General features: G+C 55.3%; 20 protein-coding genes. 8 read left to right on the forward strand and 12 right to left on the reverse strand.

The window, feature by feature from the left end; all coding sequences use genetic code 11:
* Positions 1-58: 58 nt before the first annotated feature.
* Complete coding sequence (locus QRN55_RS19935) at positions 59-955, reverse strand: LysR substrate-binding domain-containing protein (RefSeq protein WP_284778068.1); 897 nt, start codon at positions 953-955, stop codon at positions 59-61.
* 169 nt (positions 956-1,124) lie between these two features.
* Between QRN55_RS19935 and QRN55_RS19940 the strand changes: the two genes are divergently transcribed.
* The 3 genes from QRN55_RS19940 (at position 1,125) to QRN55_RS19950 (ending at position 4,930) form a co-directional block, all read left to right on the forward strand.
* Entirely contained in the window at positions 1,125-2,537 is a 1,413-nt protein-coding gene (locus tag QRN55_RS19940; RefSeq protein ID WP_284778069.1) for a four-carbon acid sugar kinase family protein, read from the forward strand.
* A complete protein-coding gene (locus tag QRN55_RS19945) occupies positions 2,504-3,793 on the forward strand; it encodes a ribulose-bisphosphate carboxylase large subunit family protein (RefSeq protein ID WP_284778070.1) in 1,290 nt (429 codons plus the stop codon). The genes QRN55_RS19940 and QRN55_RS19945 overlap by 34 nt, the downstream gene beginning before the upstream one ends.
* Positions 3,794-3,991: 198 nt before the next feature.
* Positions 3,992-4,930: a LysR substrate-binding domain-containing protein gene (locus tag QRN55_RS19950; protein ID WP_284778071.1), complete on the forward strand. Its 939-nt coding sequence runs from the start codon at positions 3,992-3,994 to the stop codon at positions 4,928-4,930.
* Between the two features lie 15 nt (positions 4,931-4,945).
* Here the strand turns inward: QRN55_RS19950 and QRN55_RS19955 are convergent, their stop codons facing one another.
* From QRN55_RS19955 to QRN55_RS19965, 3 genes are all read right to left on the reverse strand, one after another.
* Positions 4,946-5,794, reverse strand: coding sequence for an alpha/beta hydrolase (locus tag QRN55_RS19955; protein ID WP_284778072.1), 849 nt, complete (start codon positions 5,792-5,794; stop codon positions 4,946-4,948).
* Positions 5,795-5,899: 105 nt separating this feature from the next.
* On the reverse strand, positions 5,900-6,982 hold the full coding sequence (locus QRN55_RS19960; RefSeq protein WP_284778073.1) for a Bug family tripartite tricarboxylate transporter substrate binding protein: 1,083 nt from the start codon (positions 6,980-6,982) through the stop codon (positions 5,900-5,902).
* A 12-nt stretch (positions 6,983-6,994) separates the two neighbouring features.
* Complete coding sequence (locus tag QRN55_RS19965) at positions 6,995-8,947, reverse strand: tripartite tricarboxylate transporter permease (RefSeq protein WP_284778074.1); 1,953 nt, start codon at positions 8,945-8,947, stop codon at positions 6,995-6,997.
* Between the two features lie 329 nt (positions 8,948-9,276).
* Here QRN55_RS19965 and QRN55_RS19970 point away from each other — a divergent pair, with 329 nt between their 5' ends.
* Together QRN55_RS19970 and QRN55_RS19975 are read left to right on the forward strand one after the other, a co-directional pair.
* On the forward strand, positions 9,277-10,092 hold the full coding sequence (locus QRN55_RS19970) for a PRC-barrel domain-containing protein (protein ID WP_284778075.1): 816 nt from the start codon (positions 9,277-9,279) through the stop codon (positions 10,090-10,092).
* A 139-nt stretch (positions 10,093-10,231) separates the two neighbouring features.
* Positions 10,232-10,558, forward strand: a complete 327-nt coding sequence (locus tag QRN55_RS19975) for a hypothetical protein (RefSeq protein ID WP_284778076.1) — start codon at positions 10,232-10,234, stop codon at positions 10,556-10,558.
* A gap of 34 nt (positions 10,559-10,592) precedes the next feature.
* Here QRN55_RS19975 and QRN55_RS19980 read toward each other — a convergent pair whose 3' ends face one another.
* From QRN55_RS19980 to QRN55_RS20010, 7 genes are all read right to left on the reverse strand, one after another.
* On the reverse strand, positions 10,593-11,603 hold the full coding sequence (locus tag QRN55_RS19980; RefSeq protein WP_284778077.1) for a sensor histidine kinase: 1,011 nt from the start codon (positions 11,601-11,603) through the stop codon (positions 10,593-10,595).
* Positions 11,604-12,233: 630 nt separating this feature from the next.
* Positions 12,234-13,130 (reverse strand): fructose bisphosphate aldolase, encoded by an 897-nt coding sequence (locus QRN55_RS19985; protein ID WP_233125111.1) that lies wholly within the window; start codon positions 13,128-13,130, stop codon positions 12,234-12,236.
* Positions 13,131-13,237: 107 nt separating this feature from the next.
* Positions 13,238-14,053, reverse strand: coding sequence for a GNAT family N-acetyltransferase (locus tag QRN55_RS19990; protein ID WP_111838569.1), 816 nt, complete (start codon positions 14,051-14,053; stop codon positions 13,238-13,240).
* A gap of 39 nt (positions 14,054-14,092) precedes the next feature.
* A complete protein-coding gene (locus QRN55_RS19995; RefSeq protein WP_013637152.1) occupies positions 14,093-14,566 on the reverse strand; it encodes a nuclear transport factor 2 family protein in 474 nt (157 codons plus the stop codon).
* Positions 14,563-15,186, reverse strand: coding sequence for a pyridoxamine 5'-phosphate oxidase family protein (locus QRN55_RS20000; protein ID WP_013637151.1), 624 nt, complete (start codon positions 15,184-15,186; stop codon positions 14,563-14,565). Before QRN55_RS20000 ends, QRN55_RS19995 begins: the two co-directional genes overlap by 4 nt.
* An 87-nt stretch (positions 15,187-15,273) precedes the next feature.
* Positions 15,274-16,260 carry an MBL fold metallo-hydrolase gene (locus QRN55_RS20005; protein WP_041694733.1) on the reverse strand — a complete coding sequence of 329 codons (987 nt, stop codon included), beginning with the start codon at positions 16,258-16,260 and terminating at the stop codon, positions 15,274-15,276.
* Positions 16,261-16,379: 119 nt separating this feature from the next.
* On the reverse strand, positions 16,380-17,099 hold the full coding sequence (locus QRN55_RS20010; protein ID WP_013637149.1) for an alpha/beta hydrolase: 720 nt from the start codon (positions 17,097-17,099) through the stop codon (positions 16,380-16,382).
* Positions 17,100-17,404: 305 nt separating this feature from the next.
* Here QRN55_RS20010 and QRN55_RS20015 point away from each other — a divergent pair, with 305 nt between their 5' ends.
* The 3 genes from QRN55_RS20015 (at position 17,405) to QRN55_RS20025 (ending at position 21,373) form a co-directional block, all read left to right on the forward strand.
* Positions 17,405-19,303 (forward strand): PAS domain-containing sensor histidine kinase, encoded by a 1,899-nt coding sequence (locus QRN55_RS20015; RefSeq protein ID WP_082249760.1) that lies wholly within the window; start codon positions 17,405-17,407, stop codon positions 19,301-19,303.
* The gene (locus tag QRN55_RS20020) at positions 19,296-19,916 is read left to right on the forward strand and encodes a response regulator transcription factor (protein WP_013637147.1); all 621 of its coding nucleotides are present in this window, start codon (positions 19,296-19,298) and stop codon (positions 19,914-19,916) included. Before QRN55_RS20015 ends, QRN55_RS20020 begins: the two co-directional genes overlap by 8 nt.
* Before the next feature lie 401 nt (positions 19,917-20,317).
* Positions 20,318-21,373: a Fic family protein gene (locus QRN55_RS20025; protein ID WP_284778078.1), complete on the forward strand. Its 1,056-nt coding sequence runs from the start codon at positions 20,318-20,320 to the stop codon at positions 21,371-21,373.
* Positions 21,374-21,482: 109 nt separating this feature from the next.
* Here QRN55_RS20025 and QRN55_RS20030 read toward each other — a convergent pair whose 3' ends face one another.
* Positions 21,483-22,391, reverse strand: a complete 909-nt coding sequence (locus QRN55_RS20030; RefSeq protein WP_111838572.1) for a LysR family transcriptional regulator — start codon at positions 22,389-22,391, stop codon at positions 21,483-21,485.
* Positions 22,392-22,416 lie beyond the last annotated feature (25 nt).

Here is a 22,416-nt window from a genome sequence, read left to right on the forward strand (position 1 = left end):
CCTTACCGCCACAATCGACTTCTCATTGCGATGGTGTGACTAAAAGTAACGGCAGGCATCATGCGCGACGACCGGTATCCTCATTCATAAGCGCCACCTGCTCGCGCAGCCACTTTTCGAGAGCCCGCATTCCGGGCTTGGGACGCGCATCGGGCATTGTCCAAAGCTCCAGATTCCGGTTTCCCGCCACAAAGCCAAAAAGCGAGATCAGGCCACCAGATTTCAGATCATCCTCAACCAGTATCCTCGGAGCAATAGCCACGCCCAGCCCGCAAAGCGAAGCCTGTATCATGACGTAAAAATGCTCATAAATATCTTTTGGTCCGGACACAGTACCCATGTTTCCTGAGGCATCACACCACTCCTGCCAAGCCGCAGGACGTGTCATCGTTGCGAGGATGTTCACGTTTTCAAGATCGGCAGGGGTTTTGATATTGTGCTTTCTGGCAAATTCCGGAGAGCAGACCGGCCCGAAATATTCCTGTCCAAGACGTTGAACACGCACATTTGTCGGAGACTGGACAACATCGTTGCGGATGGCGATATCGATATTGTCGCGTGCAAAATCAATGGGACCATGGGAGGCGGACAGTTGCAACAGCACATCGGGGTGAGCCTGCCGGAACAAGGGTATACGCGGAATGAGCCAACGCATGGTCAGGCTTGCCGAGCAGGATAGAACCACAGGGCCTGGCCTTAGCGAGGCTATGCCTTCCGCCATCGTCGTAAAAGCCGCACTGAGCTTGAGCGCCAGTCGCTGCCCTTCCTCCGTTGGTTCAAGCGAACGCGGAAGACGCTTTAGAAGCTTGACGCCCACGTCGGCCTCCAGCGCCTGAATTTGCCGGCTGATAGCCCCATGCGTGACACAGAGTTCCTCAGCGGCTTTCGTCATACTCTGGAGCCGCGCTGCGGCTTCGAAGCTTCGCAGGGCAGTCAGGGACGGCAAACGGACCATCGTATTCCTCCACTTCTCTCAAGCCATTTAACGCCAGGTTCCAGATGGCGCAAGCTCGGAGATTTTCTCACACCTGCGAGAATAGAAGTCGCTTCACATCGCGGGTGATTGCTCTCATTGTCCGGGGTGTAAAGCTGCCACGTTCGCAACAGTAATGCCGGGAACCGCGATGCAAAATGTGCCACCATCCGACACGAGGCGACCGCCCATCGGTTTCTATGGAGACGATTTCACGGGCGGAACAGCGAACCTGGCGAACTTCCAGAAGGCCGGCCTGAATTCAATCATGTTTCTCGACACTCCTTCCCCGGACCTCATTGAAAAACATGCGGCGATGGTGGACGTCCTTGGTATCGCCGGAACCGGGCGTTCTCTCGCACCTGAGGCAATGATTGCCGAAATCACGCCGGCTTTAGATCTCTTCAGGTCCATCGGCTCGCCAGTCGTTCAGTACAAGATTTGCTCGACATTCGATTCATCGCCGGAGGTCGGAAACCTCGCCACTGTCCTGCGCGCGGCACGTAAATTGTTTGGCGATTCACCTGTTGCGGTCATACCGGCCTGTCCTGCCTCGGGGCGCTACACCATATTCAGCAATCATTTCGCCCGTTACAAGTCACAGGTTTACAGGCTCGATCGTCATCCGGTTATGGCCGTTCACCCATCGACTCCCATGGCAGAGGCAGATCTGCGCAAACATCTTGAGCGCCAGGGCGATGTCAAGGTCGGCGCAATCGATCTGGATATCCTGCGGGCTGGTGAGAACGCCATTGAAGCCGAATTTCATGCGGCATCCATCCGGCGCGAGGACGCTGTGATCTTCGATGGCTGTAGCGAAAGCGATGTCGACGTCGCGGCACAATTCATTTGGAAAAAAGCCCAGGAACAAACGGTTTTTACCATAGCTGCGCAGGACCTGGCCTTAAGCCTTGGAAGACATGTCGCGCACCTGTCTCCACCAGGGCGTCCGGCATCGACGTCGAACATACTGCCGGTCGACCGGATGCTGGTGCTCTCAGGGAGTGCATCGGCCTTGAACGGAGAACAGATACGCTACGCTCTGGACCGGGGATGGGCCGGAATTCCCCTCGACGCGACCAGGCTTCTGACGGACGGCCCTGCCGCTATCCATGACGTTATTCACAGGCAGGTTTCGGAACATCTGTGTAACAGGCGAAGCGTGATTGTCTATACGGCACTCGGCCCGGATGACCCCACACTTGCATCGACGCGACAGGCGCTTAAGGAAAACAACGTCGCCGCTACATTGCTCGTGGACAGGATCGGTGCGCTTTACGGAGCGATAGCGGATCGTGCAATTCAGGAACACACTCTCCGCCGTCTGGTTCTGGCTGGCGGCGATACGTCCAGCCAGGCGATGAGAAGGCTGGATGCCTATGCTCTCAGGATCACGGCAGGCCATCCTTTAGGCGGCAATATTTCCCGACTCTATTCCTCTAATCCGATGATAGACGGAACTCAGGTTCTCCTGAAAGGAGGGCAGGTTGGTGCGGTGGATATTTTTCTACAAGCCCTCGAAGGCTCAGGATGGGTGCTTCAACACGAAGGTTACGCGGCATGACTGACCGTTTTTTTGCAACATATCTGATCGAGACCAGCGGGGACATCGAACCCGTCGTCGCGGAACTTGCGGGTGAGCAGTCCACGGCAACCAGGCTCCGGGTCCCTCTAGAAACAGATGCCCTGATTGAAAAATTTGCCGCACGGGTGGAAACCATAACAGTTGTTGGAGAAAGACCGACACCGTCGCTGGCATCGATCGGAACGAAGGGCGCTTTGTATGTTCAGGCCCGCATCGTCATCTCTTGGCCGGTGCACAATATCGGTTCATCTTTGCCGATGCTGATGACGACACTGCTCGGCAACCAAACGGGCATGCGCAGATTGTCAGGAATTCGCCTGGAAAGCATCGATTTGCCGCCATCGTTCATCCAAACGACTCCGCGTCCGGCTTTCGGCATCGGTGGCACCAGAAAGCTGAGCGGTGTGTTCGGTCGACCTTTGATCGGTAGCGTCGTCAAACCAAATATCGGTTTAAGCCCTGACGACACTGCACTGGTGGTGCGTGATCTCGCTGCCGCTGGTGTCGATTTCATAAAGGACGACGAACTCATCGCAAACCCGCCTTATTCGCCGATCAGCCAACGGGTTCCAGCTGCAATGCGCGTGCTGAACCAGCATGCCGAAAAGACGGGCAAGAAGGTAATGTATGCCTTCAACATAACAGGGGATACCGACGAGATGCGACGCGGCCACGATACCGTGCTCGAAAATGGTGGCACCTGCGTGATGGTCAACATGAACAGTGTCGGACTGGCGGGTCTCGTGGCATTGCGAAGGCATTGCTCACTACCGATCCATGGCCACCGCGCAGGTTGGGCGGCAATGACGCGCGCACCGATGCTTGGTCTGGACTTCGCCCCTTACCAGACAATTCACCGCTTGGCCGGTGTAGACCATATCCATGTCAGCGGCCTCGGTGGAAAATTCTGGGAAACGGAAGAGAGCATCGTCTCCTCCGCCAGAGATTGTTTGACGCCACTAAGTTTACCGGACCAGCCTGATGACCGAGCAATGCCCGTCGTATCGGGCGGATCAACCGTGCGGCAAGTCGCTCCCACCTACACGAAGATGGACACGAAGGATCTTATCTACGCCTGCGGTGGAGGTATAATGGCACATCCGGGAGGTCCTGCCGAGGGCGTCCGCAGCCTTATCGACGCCTGGGAAAGTGCTATGCAGAATATCGGGCTAGAACAATATGCAGCAACGAGACCGGCATTAGCGGCAGCGTTGGAGCACTGGCCCGCAGCGTAGAATAATGCTGTACAATGCGCTTGCCGCATCAGGCGGACGTTTTTGCTGTCTCTCTCTCCCGTTTTTTGGGAGAGTTTCTCCCTCTCCTCAACGTCTTCGTGGGAAGCCACTTGGAATCGACCAAGACGCGTCAACGTCGTTTAGTATTTCATTTCGGCCTCAGCTTTCTCTTGCCCGATCATCCGGGATCGTCTGTAATTGTGCTATGACAATCTGGATGACAACGTGCGCATATCATGGACATTTACCCAGCTTCGGGTCGTGGAGGCAGCGATCCGCAATAACAGCTTCGAGCGTGCTGCCGAAGAGTTCAACGTAACGCCAAGTGCCATCAGCCAGCAGGTGTCAAAATTCGAGAAAATGCTGGGTGTACGCCTCTTCGACAGGCATGCGCGCGGCGTTGATGCGACACCAAAAGCTGCAGAACTGGCGCAACGCGTGGGTGTCGCGGTCGACATTGTCGAGCGCGCTCTCGAGGATTTTGCTGAAGAGAGTGCCAGTGGGCCCGTCCGTCTTCGCATTTACCAGACCTGGGCGACTCGCTGGTTTATCCCCAGACTGTCAGCCTTACATCAGGAGTGGCCGGACGTTCGCGTTCAATTCGAAACCGGCATGCAAAATGTCGACTTCAGCAAGTCGGACATCGATTTCTCCGTGCAGTTTATGCCTGATGCAGACGCCGGAGTGCTGGCAACACCTCTTTTCCCTCAAATACTTGTTCCGGTGTGTACAGCAGGGATGGCCGCGCGACTAAACACACTCGACGATCTTCGTAATCAGCCCCTCATTGCATCTGCGAACCGACCAGATGATTGGCCAGTGTGGTTGAGTGCTATGGGATTTAAGCAGGTAGCGCCGCAACCAAACCTTATTTTCAGCAACTCGACACTGGCTTATCAGGCGGCCCTTGCGGGAAGCGGAATTGTCATGGCCCAGGCTCATCTCATAGAAAGCGAGATCATAGCGGGCACACTGGTGGCGCCCTTCCCGACCGGCATTGACAGCGGGAAGGTTATTGCTCTGGTCGAACCAAAGGGCGTTCGGCTTCGCCCCGCAGCCCGTGCATTCAAGAAGTGGATACTTGCGGAGGCCCCGACAGCTGGTTCCATGCCGCTATTTCTCGATGCTATTCTTTAGGGCCGCGAACGCACCTTAGACAGAGTGGCGCTGGAGAAACTCGATAATTGTATTCGTGGTTGGAGGCTGTTGGAACTCGGGGGCACCGTGACCGATCCCTTCAAGCTGAATCAGTTGACTTTCCACGCCTGCCACCCGCAGATGAGCATCCAGAATGACACCTTGACTGAAGGGAACAACCCGGTCTGCATCGCCATGAAGCACCAGAAACGGCGGGGCCTCTGAACTGATCCAGGTTACCGGGCTTGCACGTCTGGCAAGAACTGGATTGTCGCGAACACTGTAGCCAAGGAGCTGATTGGCTGGACCGTCGGGCGCATCGTGATCCAGCCCACCCAGCATCGGTCCTGCCATTGCGATCAGGTCGCTTGGGCCGTAAATCGACACGACCCCGCGGACTGGCGTCACTGGTCCGAACGCCGGTTCGCTCGTGGCAAGTGCGGCCAAACTGGCGAGATAGGCCCCAGCAGAGGCGCCGGCAAAGAACACGCGTTCCGGATTGATCCCATACTCGTCGGCGTTCGCAACAAGATGGGCCGCTCCGCTTCGAAAATCCTGGACCTGTGCAGGAAAGGGTTCGTCAGTGGCGAGACGATAGCCCGTACTCGCCAGAGCAAAACCGTGCTCCAGAACATACATCATCCGTATGGCGAGCTTATTTCGCCTTACCCAAGCTCCACCGTGGGCGAAAAAGACGACGGGAAGACCCGGCTTCGCATTTGCCGGAAGATACAGGTCGTAACACTGCCTGGGGTGAGATCCAAATGCGATATCCCGCAGCACTGTGGTGCCCTCAGGGGGTTGTGGATCGGGAATCTCGGTTCCTTTATGGACATAGGCACCGCGGTCGGTTTGAGATGTCATGCGCACTCCTTTATGAGAGCAATTCCTGCAACAGTGGAAACCGGTTTTGTGTCCGGAAATGCTCTGGAAAAGCGAGCGCATCCATATGCGCCCGCATCGACAGGATCAGTTCAGTTTGACGCCAAGTTTGGTCTGGTACCATTGTGCAAGCCAGGTAAACGCCTCCGCGTCGAGCTTTGCAGCGTTGGAGAACTGCTTCATCGCGATGTCACCGGTGGACTGTGGATAGTCGCCAATTTCGGTTTTCGCTCTGGCGACGAATTCAGGGTCGGCAAAGATTTTCTCAAATGCCGCTACATAGGCCGTCCGCACCGACTCCGGCGTTTTGGCGGGCAGAACAAGCGCTTTTCCCGTACTGACAGACGCATTGAACAAGGCAATCCAAGCTCGCTTTGCTGGCCCGTCGAGATCTTTTCCTTTGGTCTCGCGGTAAAGCTCAAAGAATGTCTGCATCTCCGGGAATGCCGGATCGCGGACGATCTCTCCACTGGCGTCGGCAAAGCCAAAGCTCATCAAAGGCACTGCCTGACCGGATGCGACAAGTGGCTTCACATTGCTGTTGAATGCCGCCGGCGACTGATGATCGACATTGAATTCTCCGCGTTCGAACGCAATACGTGCGGCCCCGCGCTGTGTTCCAAAGACGGGTTTGACTTCTAGCCCAAGCAAATCAAGCGCAAGAATTACGAGAACGTCAGCGGATGTCGGAGACGCTGCCCCATAGACCAGCGGCGCAGAAATGCCTTCGATACCCTTGCCAGGCTTGGCACCGGTCTTTTCAGAAACATAGATCACGCCTCCAAGCGGAGACAGATAGACGGGAATGAACGAGTCAATTTCAAACCGAACCTGTCTGTCACGCAGAAGGTTTGCCATGAACACCGATGAGGACATGGCGAGAAGCTCGCTTCCATCATGTTCGGCGCTGCGGAAAAACTGATTGGTTCCCGGCAGGCCGCCTCCCCCTGGCTGATTCTGAACGATGATGGACGGCGTCCCTGACAGGGTTTTACCCAGATAGGGCGCTATCATTCGAACCAATGTGTCACTACCGCCACCTTCTGCGAAGGGTACGGTGATCGTCACCTGCGATGGCTCGAACGTCTCTTGCGCTTTCGCACCGATACTCTGGCAAGCAAATAGAGCGCCCAAGGCGAGTGCTTTTGTAAAAATCCTAAAATGTTTCATGCTCATTCCTCCTCAATGAGTTGCGAGTTCAACCAGAATGCCAGGCGGCATGTGGACAGATGTAACGTTGGCGAGGCCCCAGAATACCGCGACGGAAATCACCGCAGCGCTTGCGGAAGCAATGATCGACGCTTTTGCCCGCACGCGGAGGAAGACCGTCAGCAGCAGCCCGCCTCCGATAAAGAAACCAAGGGCCCAGATCAGACCGAGGCCAAGCAGGATCCAAAGCAGAGGCTGCAACTGTCCCGACTCCTTGAGCGATTTGCCAGACTCTTGATCGAGAAGCACATGAGGGCGACGACGAACCAGCCCAATTGTGACAGCCGTGATACAAAGGATGCCAATGCCTGCGACGGCCATGGGGAAGATCTGGCTGAGCGGCGAAAACCCGATCATTGCAATAATGCCGACACCAAAAACGCCGAACAACACGACCGGGATGGTGAATTGCGCGGCCGTCAATCCGCTGACCTCCGAGGCAGACCCGGTCGTGGTTTCGGTATCGAGACGGTGTGCGCCCAGCAGCGTTCTGCCAAGCGTGAAGAGAATGACAGCTGTTACGGCTAGCACGATAGGCCGCGAGAAGAACTCTCCGAAACTATAAATCTGGGCGCTCTGATAGAGGAGAACTTCAAGATTGTCCTGCAGAACGAAGCCGATGAGAAACGCTGGGCGGGCATAGCCAAACCGCCGTAGAAACACGCCAAGCACGCCAAACCCTGCCAGAACAACGATATCCAGAGGCGCCTTGCTGGATTGCAGTACCGCAAAACAAACGACCAGAAGCAGGATCGGCGCCAGCCATACAAAGGGAATCCGGGTCAGCCGCGCAAATGTACCGGACAGGAAATAGCAGGCCAATGTACCGATTACGTTTGCAAGCGCGAGAGCCCAGACAATGCTGAAGGTGAGGGACAGATTTCCCTGAACCATCGCCGGGCCCGGCTGTATACCCACAAGGATGAGGCCCGACAGGAACAGCGCTGTCGATCCGGACCCGGGAACGCCAAAAAGTAGCGTCGGCAACAATGCGCCGCCGAGGACGGCATTGTTCGATCCTTCGACGGCGATGACACCACGAATGTCACCTTTGCCGAACTGGCTTTTGTCTTTTGCCGACCGCACGGCGTGACCATAGGCGAGCCAATCCACAACGGCGCCGCCAATTCCGGGAAGAGCACCGATCAGGCAACCGAGACCCGAGGTTCTCAAAACCAGCCACTTATGCTCGATCACATCCCGGATACCCTGGCGACTGCCACCCTTGAGCAGAGGTCGATCGGAAATCGTCGTGCCGTTGCGCAACAAATCCACGATCTCAGGAATGACGAAGACGCCGAGAACACAGGCAATGAGTGAAAAACCGTCTCCGAAATGGTAGATCTCGAAATCAAGTCGATATTCGCCGGTAGCGGGTGCCGCACCTACGGCGCCAATGAGCAGGCCCAGGCAGCATGCCGCCAGTCCCTTCCCGAGGCTGGCGCCAGAAAGGGCCGCCACACTCGCAAGCCCGAAAATAACCAGCATCAGCATTTCAGGCATGCCGAAATACAGTATGATCTGGCGAGCCAGAAGCAATGTTCCCGTCAGTACAACCGCGCCGAAAAGACCGCCCAGCATCGAGGCGAAATAGGCCGCAGACAGCGCGCGCCCCGCCTCACCTCGCTTGGCCAGCGGAAAGCCATCAAGAATTGTCGCTTGAGATGATGCAGAGCCCGGCACACCCAAAACGATGGATGTCACCGTGTCTCCGGTGGCCACCGTCGCCAGCATTCCGATCATCAGTGCCAGGGCAGACGCCTGATCAAGTCCGAAAATAAAGGGAAGCAGGAGCGACATGCCAGCTGTTCCACCAAGTGCTGGCAAAACCCCGACCACGAGACCGAGAGCGGCACCCGCGAGCAGGAAAAGCGGCGTATAACCGGAAAAGAGGAGCGCAAGCCCCCCGAAAATATTGTCGAACATGTTTCCTCCCTGCGCGATATTCACGCATCCTCGGGGGCCAACTTTTCGAATACGCCCTCAGAAAGCAACACAGCATCTCTAAGTCTAGGCTTAGAAAACGTAATCCTAGACAGCTAAAGCCCCAAGGAAGAGCCTATCGATTTGACTTGCTTTTCGTGGTTCGTGTCGACAATGGATGCGCCATAGATACGAGGTCTTATTGGGATGGAACAAAACAGGACAAGCTCCGTTATGACATTATGATCGAAGCGTCACGCGGTACGCTCTTTCCGGATTGACGTGCTTAACACCACGAGGTCAAAGCACTCTCCGCCGATCGGACCTCTTTTATGACCCTTTTCAAAACTGCGGCTGTTGCCGTTGGGCTCACATTTGCAACTGCGCTTTTTGCCACGCCGGTGCTGGCTGCTTGCAACATATCCGATGCAAAGCTTGAAGAGGCGATCTTACAAAAGCCTGAGTTACGGGACCCTGAGAATCGCTATCTTGTGTTAGATCTTAGAACTTTGCGTGATGCAGCTTTTCTGCTGTGGACTTATGGGCTCGAAGACGATTGCGAACGACTCGTCGGCAACATCAAGGAGCTGATCGCATCCCCTTCAATGGGCGGACGCGGCACGAGTGACGAAGATGCCGTAGATCAGCAGCAGGCCGCGGGTGAGCCGCTGCAACAACGGTTGGGCAAGGTCAAGGGCAGCCGCGGTACGCTTAACGAAGGTCCCCTCGTTCCGATCAGTGCGCTGGATCCAGGCCTGCTGGTCAACGAGATCGTCGGTGCGGAGGTCAGAACCTCTGACGACAAAATCGTCGGTGAAGTCCGCAATGTCGTTATTGGGACAAAAGACCAAAAAGATTACGTGATCGTGGCATCCGGTGGCTTTTTCGTTCCAGGAAAAGACAGTCTGGTGGTGCCACTTCTTTCGCTGGTGATCGATCGAGCACGGACCAGCTTCTTCCTACCCATCACCAGCGCCCAGGTGAAATCCGTGCCTTTGATGCCCGATCAGGATTATCTCTGGCTCGATGATAAGGAATGGCGGGCCAAGAACGATGCGATTTTCCAGAGCCTCCTTTCCAATATTGCCAGTATAGACAAAACCCTCGCACCGACGGTGGGCACGAAACGACCGTCAACGGCCCAATAGTCGTGGTTGTCTAGGACGAGCCACGTGCTGCTCTTCAAACGCAGTGCCGACGGTGATTGCGCGCTACGCTCGACAGTGACGAAAAGGTTTCACACAGAGCCAGCACTCTCATTTCATTCTCATGAAGATCGGGACCAACATGACCCAATATGCTGCTGAAACATCGGTTCTAGCTGAAATAGTTACGTTGAGGCAGGCTCTGCCAGGATGGATCGTCAGCACGGTCGAATTGGTCGAGCTTGCAGAAAACGCCGAGCGTGCCGCCCGTGCCGTCAATCCTCAAACAGCGGACAGGTCGAGTCAGCTCATTGTTGAAGTCGCCGAATGGCAGCAGAAATTGACAGACTGGCAAAAAGAAGAGCTAAGCCCACGCCTTCTGGCGGAGCTTCGAATTCTCAAGGCGACGCTGGACGCCTCCATGGATGAGGCAAATGCAGCGGCAGTCGAGCTGAAGCTTTTCATCTGATCGTGACGTACGTCGGTTGATCCGAGTCGATACTCTAACTTGCCAAACGATCTGGATCGACAACCAGAGTCACGACGAGGCCTTCCTGCGCCCAGTTATAATCTATCGACCCGCGCAGGTGCCCCTTTACGCTGCGCTCCACAAGCTTACTGCCATAACCGGATTTGGACTGTGGGTGGACGACTTTCGGGCCTCCGTTTTCAGTCCATACAATCGTGACCGCCTCGTTTTGTGCCGAGCATGAAACGTCGAGAGTTCCGGTATCGACGGACAGAGCGCCGTATTTCAAGGAGTTGGTGGCTAGCTCATGGACGATGAGCGCAACGACGGTCGTGGCACCTTCCCCTACGCTCATCCGTGGTACTGAGACGCGGATACGCCCGCTGAAAGCGCCGAGATCGTCATAAGGTGCGAGAAGCACTGTCAGAAGATCACCCAGCAGAGCAGATGGCGCTTCCGTTTGCCCAGGTACCGGTCGGACCAGATCATGCGCCCGTCCCAAAGCTGTTAGCCTGAGTGTCAATTCGCGGGCCATATCCTCGACCGTTGTCGTTGACCGCGAGGTGATGGCGGTCAGGCCAGAGGCAATGGCGAGAAGGTTTTTGACACGATGGCTCATTTCACCTGCCAGCAATTCGCGACCTTCTTCGGCTTGCTTGCGCCCTGTGACATCAATGAAAATGCCGAACATGATCCCTTTGACCATACCGGCGTCGTCACCCTGACCGCGCGCTGAAATCCATTTGAGTTCATCCGCGATCATGATCCGGAAATCAATCTCGTAGGCACCAATGATGGAGCGTGTCGCTGTAAAGGCTGCACGAACCCGGTCACGGTCGGCAGGATGAATGTGCGCGGAAAGGTCTTCGAATGTGACGTCCTTGCCTTTAGGAACACCCCACAGCTCGTAAGAATGATCATCCATAGCAAAAGCGTCAGTGTTGACGTTCCATGACCAAAGAGTAACGCCGGCTGCTTCGATGGCCCGCACCAGATTCTTCGGCTCCCACAGAAGTGGTTTAAGTGTGTCCGGCGTCGTCGTCATGGGAACTCCATATTGCCATACGTTTCGGACGAATAGACCTTCGTCGTCACGCTGTTGAATTCCAGCTCTATAGCGAAAATACGACGGAATGTCAGAATAGCTTTGCGATGGAAAACTTGTTGCTTTCTTTCGTATACCCTAATTAAGTGACTGCCCTGATTAAGATTTTTAATGAAAATCAAGGAGTGTGGCTGAAGCTATTATACCTGCTGAGCGAGCAGTTCGGGCACGCGTCCGATCGCGAATGCGACAAAACCAAAGTTACTCGACCTTCAGGTTGGTATACTCAATGAGAATGTTCGACGGATGTGGCATAGGACAATGCGGCGTCTGCACATTAATCGCCCATCGTGTCCCTTCTGGCCACATGCTTACTGAACACAACGCTCTTGAACAGATTCGAACTCTCGGCATTTCTTTGTTTTTGAAATCTCGAGGTTATTCAACTCCTTGGCTCTCTAAACCGAGATGATGGACTACTGTGTGAGCTAAAACCGCAGACATTTGCCGGTAGGTGACGAGTGTTGCGTGAAGGCAAATATGCCGTCGATGTAACAGGGAACGGGCTCCGAATTCACCTTTGTCTTCAGTCGTATTCTCGGGTGCCCCGCGTCACGCGTTCTCGCCTTCCTACGCACTAGCTAGATATATCTCTTCAATGTTTTGAGAGAGATTTCGGTCGAATTCAGCGTCTCGCATGGAAACGCGTAAATTCTCAACCAGAGCCCGCGAGAAGCTTCCGATTACGCCGGTGTTCTCTCTGAGTTTTTCGCAAGCGACCTTTAGACTGTAGCCTCCGGACAAGGCAAAAACTCGAGCAACTTTGGGATGCTCGACAAGTGCTGCGTAGAGATCCGGCTGAGTTGGCAGGGTAAGCTTCAATATGACCTGCGTTCCATGCGCAAGCTCCGAAAGATTCTTCAGGATTTCTTTGACCAATATCGCTTCGGCAATCGCCTTATCCGGGCTATCGACGAGAACCTCAGGCTCGATAATCGGGATCAATCCGTTCTTTAGGATCGTCGAGGCCACCTCAAATTGTTGCCTCACAGCTGCAGAAATCCCTCTTTCGGACGCTGAACGCACGACCGAGCGCATTTTCGTCCCAAGGATTCCTTTTTCAAATGCGCGCTCAAGCAAATTGCCAAGATTTGGCATGGGCTTCATCAACTGAACGCCGTCATGCTCCGCTTCACGACCACTGTCGACCTTCAAAAACGATAGGATCCCTCTATCTTCCCAAAGATATGCCGGGACCGATTTGGCGCCGATGAAGTTCTCCATGGTGTGTTCGAATAAGATGGCGCCAATCACACGCTCGCTCGAAAATCCGGGTGCAGTTATTATCCTCACGCGCATTTCATGGATAAGCTTCAACATTTCCGCGTCGCCCTGATAAGCGGTGTCGGATATACCGTATGAGCGTAAGGCGTTTGGGGTGGACCCTCCGCTTTGATCTAGTGCTGCAATGATTCCCGATGCTGAAGTCAGCCGGGCGGCCATTTCTATGCGGGTTTCCGTATTCATTCGTACTGTCCCTTCTTCAGATCGTACAGAAATTTGAGGAGTAACGCAGCGAGGAGGCACCGTACGTCCTTCCACCAGTGCTCACCCGCCGGGGGCAGATCGCTATCTTACAACTTAAAATTCTTGCGGTGATATGCGTGCCGGAAGCCTACTTTCCTAAGGTTATCAAAGGAAATATTGGGTTCTCCCTCTGCAGGTGCCAATGTCTCAACGGCAAATGTCGACACGCCGTTGCAGAGCCCATGTTCGATACGACTTTTGATGAGCGCCTTTTGAATGCCGCGATTTCGAAACTCCGGAAGTGTGGTGCCGCCGCCTAGCCATGCGTAGGTTCCGGACTGGTACATGGTGGCAGTGCCGACTGGATTGTCACCATCCAAGGCGAAAAAACACGACCAGCCTACCTTTCCGACGATTGCTGACCACAACCTCGTCAGGGTCGATGGAAAGTTGAAGCCTTTGCACACCATCGATCCAAAGAGCACGGCTTCCTCAATATGAACGTGTCGCGTTCGGATCGAGTTGGGCTCCGAAAGGTTCGCTGATGAGCTGTCGTAGACAAGCTTCGCCCAGCCGACACCATATTCAAGCAGACCCTTGGCGAGGATCCAGTCTTTAGTTCGGGCTGGAGCGCGGTCCATATTTACCTGAAGAAACCGGTTTCCGCTCTTCCCATTCATCCACCCATAGGCTTCCTCAAGATCATTCACGGAGTTTAGCCCGAGTACACGGTTCAGACCCATGGCTGGCGCGCTTGGCAGCGATATTGCGCATCCACCGTTGATGGGCAGGCATTCAAAATGCTCTTCGGATTTGAGCGTTGCCGGTGAGACATTGTACAGATCGACGAAGGCTTTGACCTCGATAGCCTCTTCTTCTGTCGGAGACGAACGTTGTGAAAAGTGCGAATTCAAAATGACCATGTGGCTGTCTTCGACTGATGGAAATGGAAATGAGGTCGATCAGAAACCAAGCTCGCTGAGCCCCGGGTGATCATCGGGCCGACGACCGAGGGGCCAGTGAAAGCGACGGTCTTCCACGCGGATTGGCAGGTCGTTGATGCAGGCGTATCGCTTGCGCATCAGGCCACTATCATTGAACTCCCAGTTCTCGTTGCCGAAAGATCGGAACCAATTGCCGCTGTCGTCATGCCACTCATATGCAAACCTGACGGCAATCCTGTCGCCGCCGAACGTCCACAGCTCCTTGATCAGACGGTAGTCGAGCTCCCGGCGCCACTTTCCTGCAAGGAAAGCGATGATAGCCTCCCGGCCACTAACGAACTCGGCGCGGTTACGCCACTGACTATCAGCCGTGTACGCCAACGCAACCTTGCCCGGGTCCCTGCTATTCCAGCCATCTTCGGCAAGCCGCACCTTGTCGGCAGCAGTCTGCGATGTAAAGGGCGGTAGAGGCGGTCTTTGAGCGTTGGTCATTCGGATTTACCTTCTAATCTTGCCCGCAACGCTGCATTTTCAGCTTCGAGCTGTTGCAGCTTCTGACGTAGTGGTGCGACTGCTTGCTCAACTTGCTGTTCGGTGTAGCGGGGGATGATGTGCTGGGGGCAGTTCCAGTCGTATGCTTCGAGCCGAAGCTTGAATATCCGCTCTGCACGGCCCCTATACGTCGGATCGGATACGAGGTCCGTTAGCGATGGATCGGCGTCGAGCGTCAGCCGCTCGACGTGGGCATAGACTTTGAGCCGGGTCCGTCGGACATAGTCCATGAGAAACAGACAGGCGCGGTCGTTGGCTGCGAAATTCCCTGCGCTGATGTATTGGCGGTTTCCGCGATAGTCGGCAAATGCCATTGTTTGGGGATCAACGACCTTGAGGAAACCGGTTTTCCCTCCGCGATGTTGAACATATGGCCAACCCGTCTCTGACACAGATGCGATATAGAAGCTGTCGCGCGTGGCGATGAAAGCGATCTCGTTCTCCGTCAAAGTATCCGATGGCCGATCGTTCTCGCCCAGCCATATCTGGTCCACCCCCATATCCGCCTGCGCGGCTCGGACGCTTGGCGTGACGGCGACTTCCAGAAAGTGGTACGGCATACCTCGTCTCCATACTTGAGTAGGCCCGCATCAGCGAACAATGCGGGCCTTGATCTATCTCAGCTACCTAAATCCCCGGCTACAGCATCAGTCTTGCAAAGCCCAGTCGGCGACTTCCCAGCGCATCTGACCACGATCTGAGACCACACGACCAAGACCTGGGAACGGCATGTGTGTCGCAGCAATCAGGGCGCCTTCCGAGGCAGCTTGTGGGAAGAAGCGATCGCGCATCGCTTTCGCAGCAGCCTGATCCTGTTCGAACAGGAAGAAGACGTCCGTTGCAGCAGGATGGACGACCGGGAAAATCATGTCGGATACCATGATCAGGCTCTTGCCGCCGTCCTCGATTCGGACCCCGATATGGCCAGGCGTATGGCCGGTTAGGTCGATAATCGAGACGCCAGGAACGATTTCACGCTCTCCGTCGATGGCTTGTAGCTTCGGATAAAGACGCACCACCTCTTCCGCCATCTTGAAGCTAGGCTGCAGGAAATCAGGCGCGCCATTGCTCTTGGCCCGGTCAGTCCAGTGCTTGACGTCGCGACGGTCTACATAGACCTCGGCATTCGGATAATTGTTCTTACCGCCGAGAACCAGACCGCCCATATGGTCCTGGTGCATATGCGTCACGATAACCGCATCGATATCGCTCGGCTTCAGACCGAGCGTGGCCAGCGCCTGCGGGAGATGTCCGGTTTCCCCGATAGAACCTGCAGCGCCGGCATCGATCAGGATGCGTTGCTTACCGTCTTCAACGAGGTATTGATTAAACAGAAAACGAACCCCGCCGGATCTGCCCGTAAACTGGGCGTTTGCGGCCTTTTCCACTTCGGGGGCCGAGCGTCCCGGGAAGTAGTTGTAGGGCATATCGGCATATCCATCCGTCAGGGCAGTTACCGTGAAACGGCCGATATGTATCTGTGCAAACGGTGTTGTTACGACCGGTGTCCCGGTAGCTTTGGATGTAGCAGCCTGGGCGGTCAAGTCGCCGAGCAGGCTTCCGCCGAAAAGAGTTCCTCCAACGAGACCAAGAGGCAGAGCGCTCGCGAAAGCGCGGCGTGACAGCTGAGGCATGCCATTCTCCTCGGGTTCAGTCAGTGTTTGCGATGTCTGTGAGCGTTTCGGCATAAGAAAGTTGCGCATGGTATTCCCCCAGTCGGTGATTGATGTTGGACAGCAGCTGACGCTCAGCATCAGTTTTGCTGGTTCGGCTTAGCTGCTGTTCTAATGAGCGCTACGACTTCTTTAGGCTGGGACAGCATTACTGCATGGCTGCTGCTGACCTCTACGACCGTGGCTCCTGCGCGCGCGGCCATCGCGGCCTGCGCTTGTGCTGGTATCATTCGATCTTCCCTCGCGAGCAGGTAAAAGGATGGTTTGGCTTTCCATGCCGCAGAGGTGATCTTGCCCTGGACGGCTTCAAGGCCCCAAGGCCTCTGGGCGGCAGCCATGAATTGCGCTTCGGCGAGATCTATGTCGGCCGAGAATGCGGCTGCAAACTTCTGCGGATCGATTTTGATGAAGCCGTCGTTCGGCGCAAGGAGTGGGGCTTTCTCCGCGCCAGGAACCTCTTGCGAAGCAAGGTCGAAGACGGATTCCCCAACGTCGGGGACGAAGGCGGCCAGATAAACGAGACCGAGGACCTGCTCTTCGCTCCCGGCTTCTGTAATCACGGCGCCACCATACGAATGCCCGACGAGCACGACTGGATGTTTCGCCTCGGCGATAACGCTTTTGGTGCGCTCTACATCCTGATCGAAGGTTACGGCAGAGTTCTGAACAACGAGAACCTCATAGCCTTCCTCCGACAAGGTGTCATACACCTGCCGCCAACCGGAGGCATCAACGAACGCGCCGTGCACGAGCACTACTGAAACGGATACGGCTGGATGACGAGAAGTATCTAGGGTCATTTCGCGAGCTCCCGGGTGACACCATTTGACTGAACTGCCCGCTTACGCTCAACGGCACTGATTTTTTGCGGGTATAGCATTGCCTTCGATTAGGGTGATATCGCACTAAATGTCGGCGTCCCCACTCGCTTGATGGCCATTTGTAGGGCTGATGTGGCCAACTCTCAATTGAGACATTGGTCCCCACTGCCTAGACGAAGGGACTGCAAAAATAGACCTTGGTCTATAAATCTCAGCTAACCTAATATCGCGGAACAGCGTATTTTCAGCCCCGCACCAGCGTTACAAGGAGCCAGGGGATCGACTTGGAACACCCAACACACACTGACGCGATCATTGACATGATCCCGGCAATGGCTTGGTCGACAACATCGGATGGAATGCTGGATTTTGCCAATCAGCATTTCCTCGAATACGTCGGCCTGTCGCTTGCTGACATTGCCGGCGAGAATTTCTACCGTCTCTTCCATCCTGATGATCTCGAGCATCTCGCCACTGAGTGGCGCAACATTATGACTGCCAAGACTGCCAAGGAAGTCGAGGGGCGGATCAAGCGTGCAGACGGCGTGTTCCGGTGGTGTAGTCTTCGGCAAAAGCCGCGGCATGATCCAGAAGGAAACGTCGTCAGATGGTACGGCGTGGTGCTTGATATCGAAGACCGTAAGCAAGCTGAGGATGCGCTCAAGGAAACCGAGGCCGCGCTTGCAGCGAGCGAGCAGAATCTCCGGCTCATCATCGACTCGCTTCCAGTTCTCGTCTGGTCGGCGCGACCAGACGGCAGCGCGGACTTCGTCAATAAAAGTTGGCTGGATTATGCTGGGCTACCGCCTGAGCGAATCCTAGAGTGGGGCTTCTTGGACCTCTACCACCCCGATGACATCGCCGAGATGGTCGAGATCTGGAAGAGAGATCTTGAGAACTCGGACCACACTCAGCTGAAAGGGCGCATTCGTGGCGCGGACGGCACTTACCGATGGTTCTATTTCTCTGGCAGGAAACTGACTGATGCCACCGGTACTGTGCGTTGGTTCGGAGTAAATATCGACATTGAAAATCTGCAGTACGCAGAAGACGCGCTTCGTTACAGCGAGACAGCACTCAGGGAGAGCGAGCAAAAGCTCAACCTCGTCATAAATACGATACCAGCTATGGCGTGGTCATGCACGCCGGACGGACAACTTGAGTACTGGAACAAGATCTTTATAGATTTTGTTGGCCTGACAATCGAGGACCTCCAGGGTTATGGTTTCTACAGGGTCTTTCATCCTGACGATGTCGAGCGCATGCGCACAAGTTGGGAGGAAATCGTAGCCACTAAACGGCCTGATCCAGTAGATGCTCGCATCAGACGTTCCGACGGGGAATACAGGTGGTTCAATCTACGACAAAATCCACTTCTCGATTCGGAAGGAAACGTCGTGCGTTGGTATGGTGTTGTCGTCGATATCGAAGACCGCAGACGGGCAGAGGAATCACTTCGTCAGAGCCAGGCGGACCTGGCACACGTTACTCGCCTGACCACGATCGGCGAACTGGCTGTCTCTATCGCACACGAGATTAATCAACCCCTTATGGCGATCGTGACTAACGCAGGCACATGTTTACGTTGGCTGCAGGACGGGCATACGGATCTCGAACAGGCACGTCGCGCGGCGGAACGGGTTGTGCAGGACGGACACCGGGCGGGAGAGATTGTCGCTAGCATACGCGCTATGGCGCAGAGAACTCCTCTGCGCATGAAAAAAACTGACTTCAATACAGCATTGCGCGAGGTGCTGTTTCTCTTGCAAGAGGAGTTACAGTCTAGGGGTTTGCAAGTGGTCACGGACATAACGACCGGTCCCGTTCATGTGCTGGGTGATTGTACGCAGCTACAGCAAGTTCTCCTCAACCTGATCATGAATAGTGCTGAAGCCATGCATTCTCATGATAGTGCGGTCATCACTGTCAGGTGTGTGAAAAGAACCGGCGGCGACATCGAAGTCAGTGTTTCCGACACAGGACACGGAATATCCCCTGACCAGCTCGACCGGATATTCGAGGCGTTCTACACCACAAAATCGGACGGGATTGGAATGGGCCTTTCTATCTGCCGATCTATCGTCGAAGCGCATGGTGGCCGCATCTGGGCTACTAACAACCACCCCAGGGGCGCGTCATTTACCTTCACGCTGTCCAGCTTCGAGGAGACAGCCGTTGATTGATGATAAGAAGAACAGGCGCCCCACGGTTATCGTCATCGACGACGATCACAGTGTCCGCGAAGCTCTGAAGGGACTGTTTGAGTCTGTAGGACTCAGCGCCGAGACACATGCCTCCGTGAAGGAGTTTATCAACGCAGACGATCCCGAAAAGGCTGGATGCATCGTCCTCGACATCCGCCTTCCCGGCCAGAGCGGACTTGAGTTTCAGGAAACGTTGGCGCAAAGCGACCATCCCAGATCCGTCGTCTTAATTAGCGCTCACGTCGATGTACCCATGGCCGTGCGAGCAATGAAGGCTGGTGCCATCGATGTACTGACCAAACCTGTTCGTGAACAGGATTTGCTCGAAGCCGTAAACCGGGCCATTGCAAATGATGCAGCTCGCCGAGAGGAAAAAACCTCGAAGACTGCTGCCCATTTGAGGTATACGTCGCTTACCGAACGTGAACGCCAGATTCTAACCCTAGTCATCGCGGGCAAGCTAAACAAACAAATCGCGGCTGAACTACAGCTCGCAGAGCCAACCGTGAAACTGCACAGGGGTCACTTGATGCGGAAGATGAAGGCGACCACAGTCGCCGATCTGGTCAGGATCGCTGGGGGTCTATCGTAAACCAGGGACTCAGTGGAATTGCTGAGCTTAGGTGGTGGAAAAGCTGTTCTCCGCGGTGAGCTCTTTGGCTTCAACTCTGACGCCTTGAGCGGAGTCGACCTACGACTGCGCTGTTGTTTCGCGTCGCTCTCATCCGGTCCGTTATAGACGTCAAAGACTTCGAGATCCCAGTCCAAGAGCCCGATCGCTAGTGCATTACCAACCAAGTTGGCTGACCGGCTCGAATTTTTGAGAGCTGTCCTCGCGATTGTCTCTCGTCTCGCTGAAAAAGTTTGAATCGGCTTGAGGTCGCTCGCAAGCAAGCGGCAAATTTGACATCTACGTCTCGGGAATTGGATGGAAATGGATGAGTAAATGGTGCATAACTTTGCTTCGAGAATTGGATGAGAATGGATGAGAGAATGGCATTTCTCAACACGGCAACTGTCCGGATCACGCACGAAATCCTTTCGCTGATTGCCGAACTCGACGAATTTAAAGGCGCCTGGCGTGCGATAGGCCGGATCGCGCCTGAGCGATTGTCCAGCCTGAGGCGTGTCGCCACGATCGAAAGCGTTGGTTCCTCCACACGTATCGAAGGGGCGCGCCTCACCGACCGAGAGGTCGAAAAGCTGTTGGCGAATATTCGCCTGGGGTCATTCACAACACGCGACGAGCAAGAGGTCGCCGGCTACGCGGAGGTGATGGAGACCATTTTCAGTGCTTACGAAGCTATTTCGTTTACCGAAAATCATATCCGTCAACTCCACCGTGACCTTCTTGCGCATTCGATTAAGGATGAGAGGCATCGCGGCGCCTACAAAACCCTCTCCAACAATGTGGAAGCGTTTAACGAACAGGGTGAAAGCCTCGGTATCGTTTTCGAAACGGCTTCGCCGTTCGATACGCCACGTCGTATGGAAGAACTGATCGCCTGGCTGGATGAGCAAGGGCGTGAAAAACGGCTACATCCACTTTTGGTCATCGCAATCTTTGTTGTGGTTTTTCTAGAAATTCATCCGTTCCAAGATGGCAATGGCCGCCTATCACGTATTCTGACCACCTTGCTGCTCCTGCGGGCCGGATACGCTTACGTCCCCTACAGCTCGCTGGAAAGCATCATCGAGCAAAGCAAGGAGAGCTATTACATCTCGCTTCGCCGCACGCAGGGAACGATCCGCACCGCCGATCCCGACTGGAATCCATGGATCAAGTTCTTTTTAAGAGCCCTGCATCGTCAGAAAACCCAGCTTGAGAAGAAGATGGAGCGCGAGCGTATTATCCTCGCCGACATGCCGGAATTATCCGTCGCATTGCTTGAGTTGGCGCGCGAGCACGGGCGGATCACGGTCGCGGAGGCTGCCCGGGTCACCCATGCCAGCCGTCACACCATCAAGGATCATCTCAAGGCACTCGTGGATCAAGGGCACCTCGTCCTGCACGGTGCAGGCCGCGGTGCATGGTACGGTCTCTCATGATGAACTGGATGACATGCCCATCTGAGTAGGTTGCTCTTGGACCACTATGAACCGACGACTCAGCAATTTGGGTGCTCGGTGACTGGTCTAAGCCAGATATGGCTGTCCGTTATAAGGCCGCGCCAGTCATTAATGCTTCTTCCCTGACTACGTCGGCAAGAAAATCGAGAACTATGCGGACGCGCATGGGAAGATTTCGACGCGAAGCATAGACTGCGGTGATCGGCAGCCGTGCCGGCGGCAGACAAGGCAGAACGTTGATGAGCCTCCCTGATGCGATGTCTTCGGCAACGAGGATATGAGAGAGGATGGCCAGCCCTCCTCCTGCGATGGTCGCTCTATATACAGCAGTCGCATTGTTGAACACCATGCGCGGGCTAATCGCTGCCCGCACCTGATCGGCACCGTCGGCAAATATCCATGCACGCGTTTCACCGCCGCGGCTGTAGCAAATGCAGTCGTGCTCTGCGATCTCGCTTAGACCACGAGGTTGGCCTCGCTCTTCGACATAGCCGGGCGATGCAACAAGAAAGGCCGTGGTCCAGCCAAGCCGGCGACAGATCAGGCTGCTGTCGGAAACGTCACCGAGACGAACTTCAATGTCTATCCCCTCGCCGACAAGATCCGACGGGTCCTCGCGAAACACGGTTTCGACCGTCAGGCGCGGATGGAGTTTCAAAAGGCCAGGCAGACGCTCGCTGACATGCAATCCGAGTGGAGCCGGCAGGCTGATCCTTACCCGGCCGGAGGTCGTCACGTTTTCGGTCGCCGTTGCATCACCCAGCGCCTCCATGGCGTCAATAACCTTGCGGGCCATAAGGATCATCTGCTCGCCTTCCACTGTCAGTGACAAGCCATTGGTGCTCCGATGCAGCAACCGGGTGCTGTAATGCGCCTCCAGCGATGAAATTTGCCGGGACACCGCAGGCTGCGTCAAACCAAGGTCCAGCGCTGCGCTTGAAAACGACCCAGTCTCAGCAACCCTCAGGAAGGTTCGCAAGGCAGCAACCACATCCATCCGTCATCCCCCTCATACTTCCTCG

This window comes from Agrobacterium sp. lyk4-40-TYG-31, assembly GCF_030209855.1.
GTDB lineage: Bacteria > Pseudomonadota > Alphaproteobacteria > Rhizobiales > Rhizobiaceae > Agrobacterium > Agrobacterium vaccinii.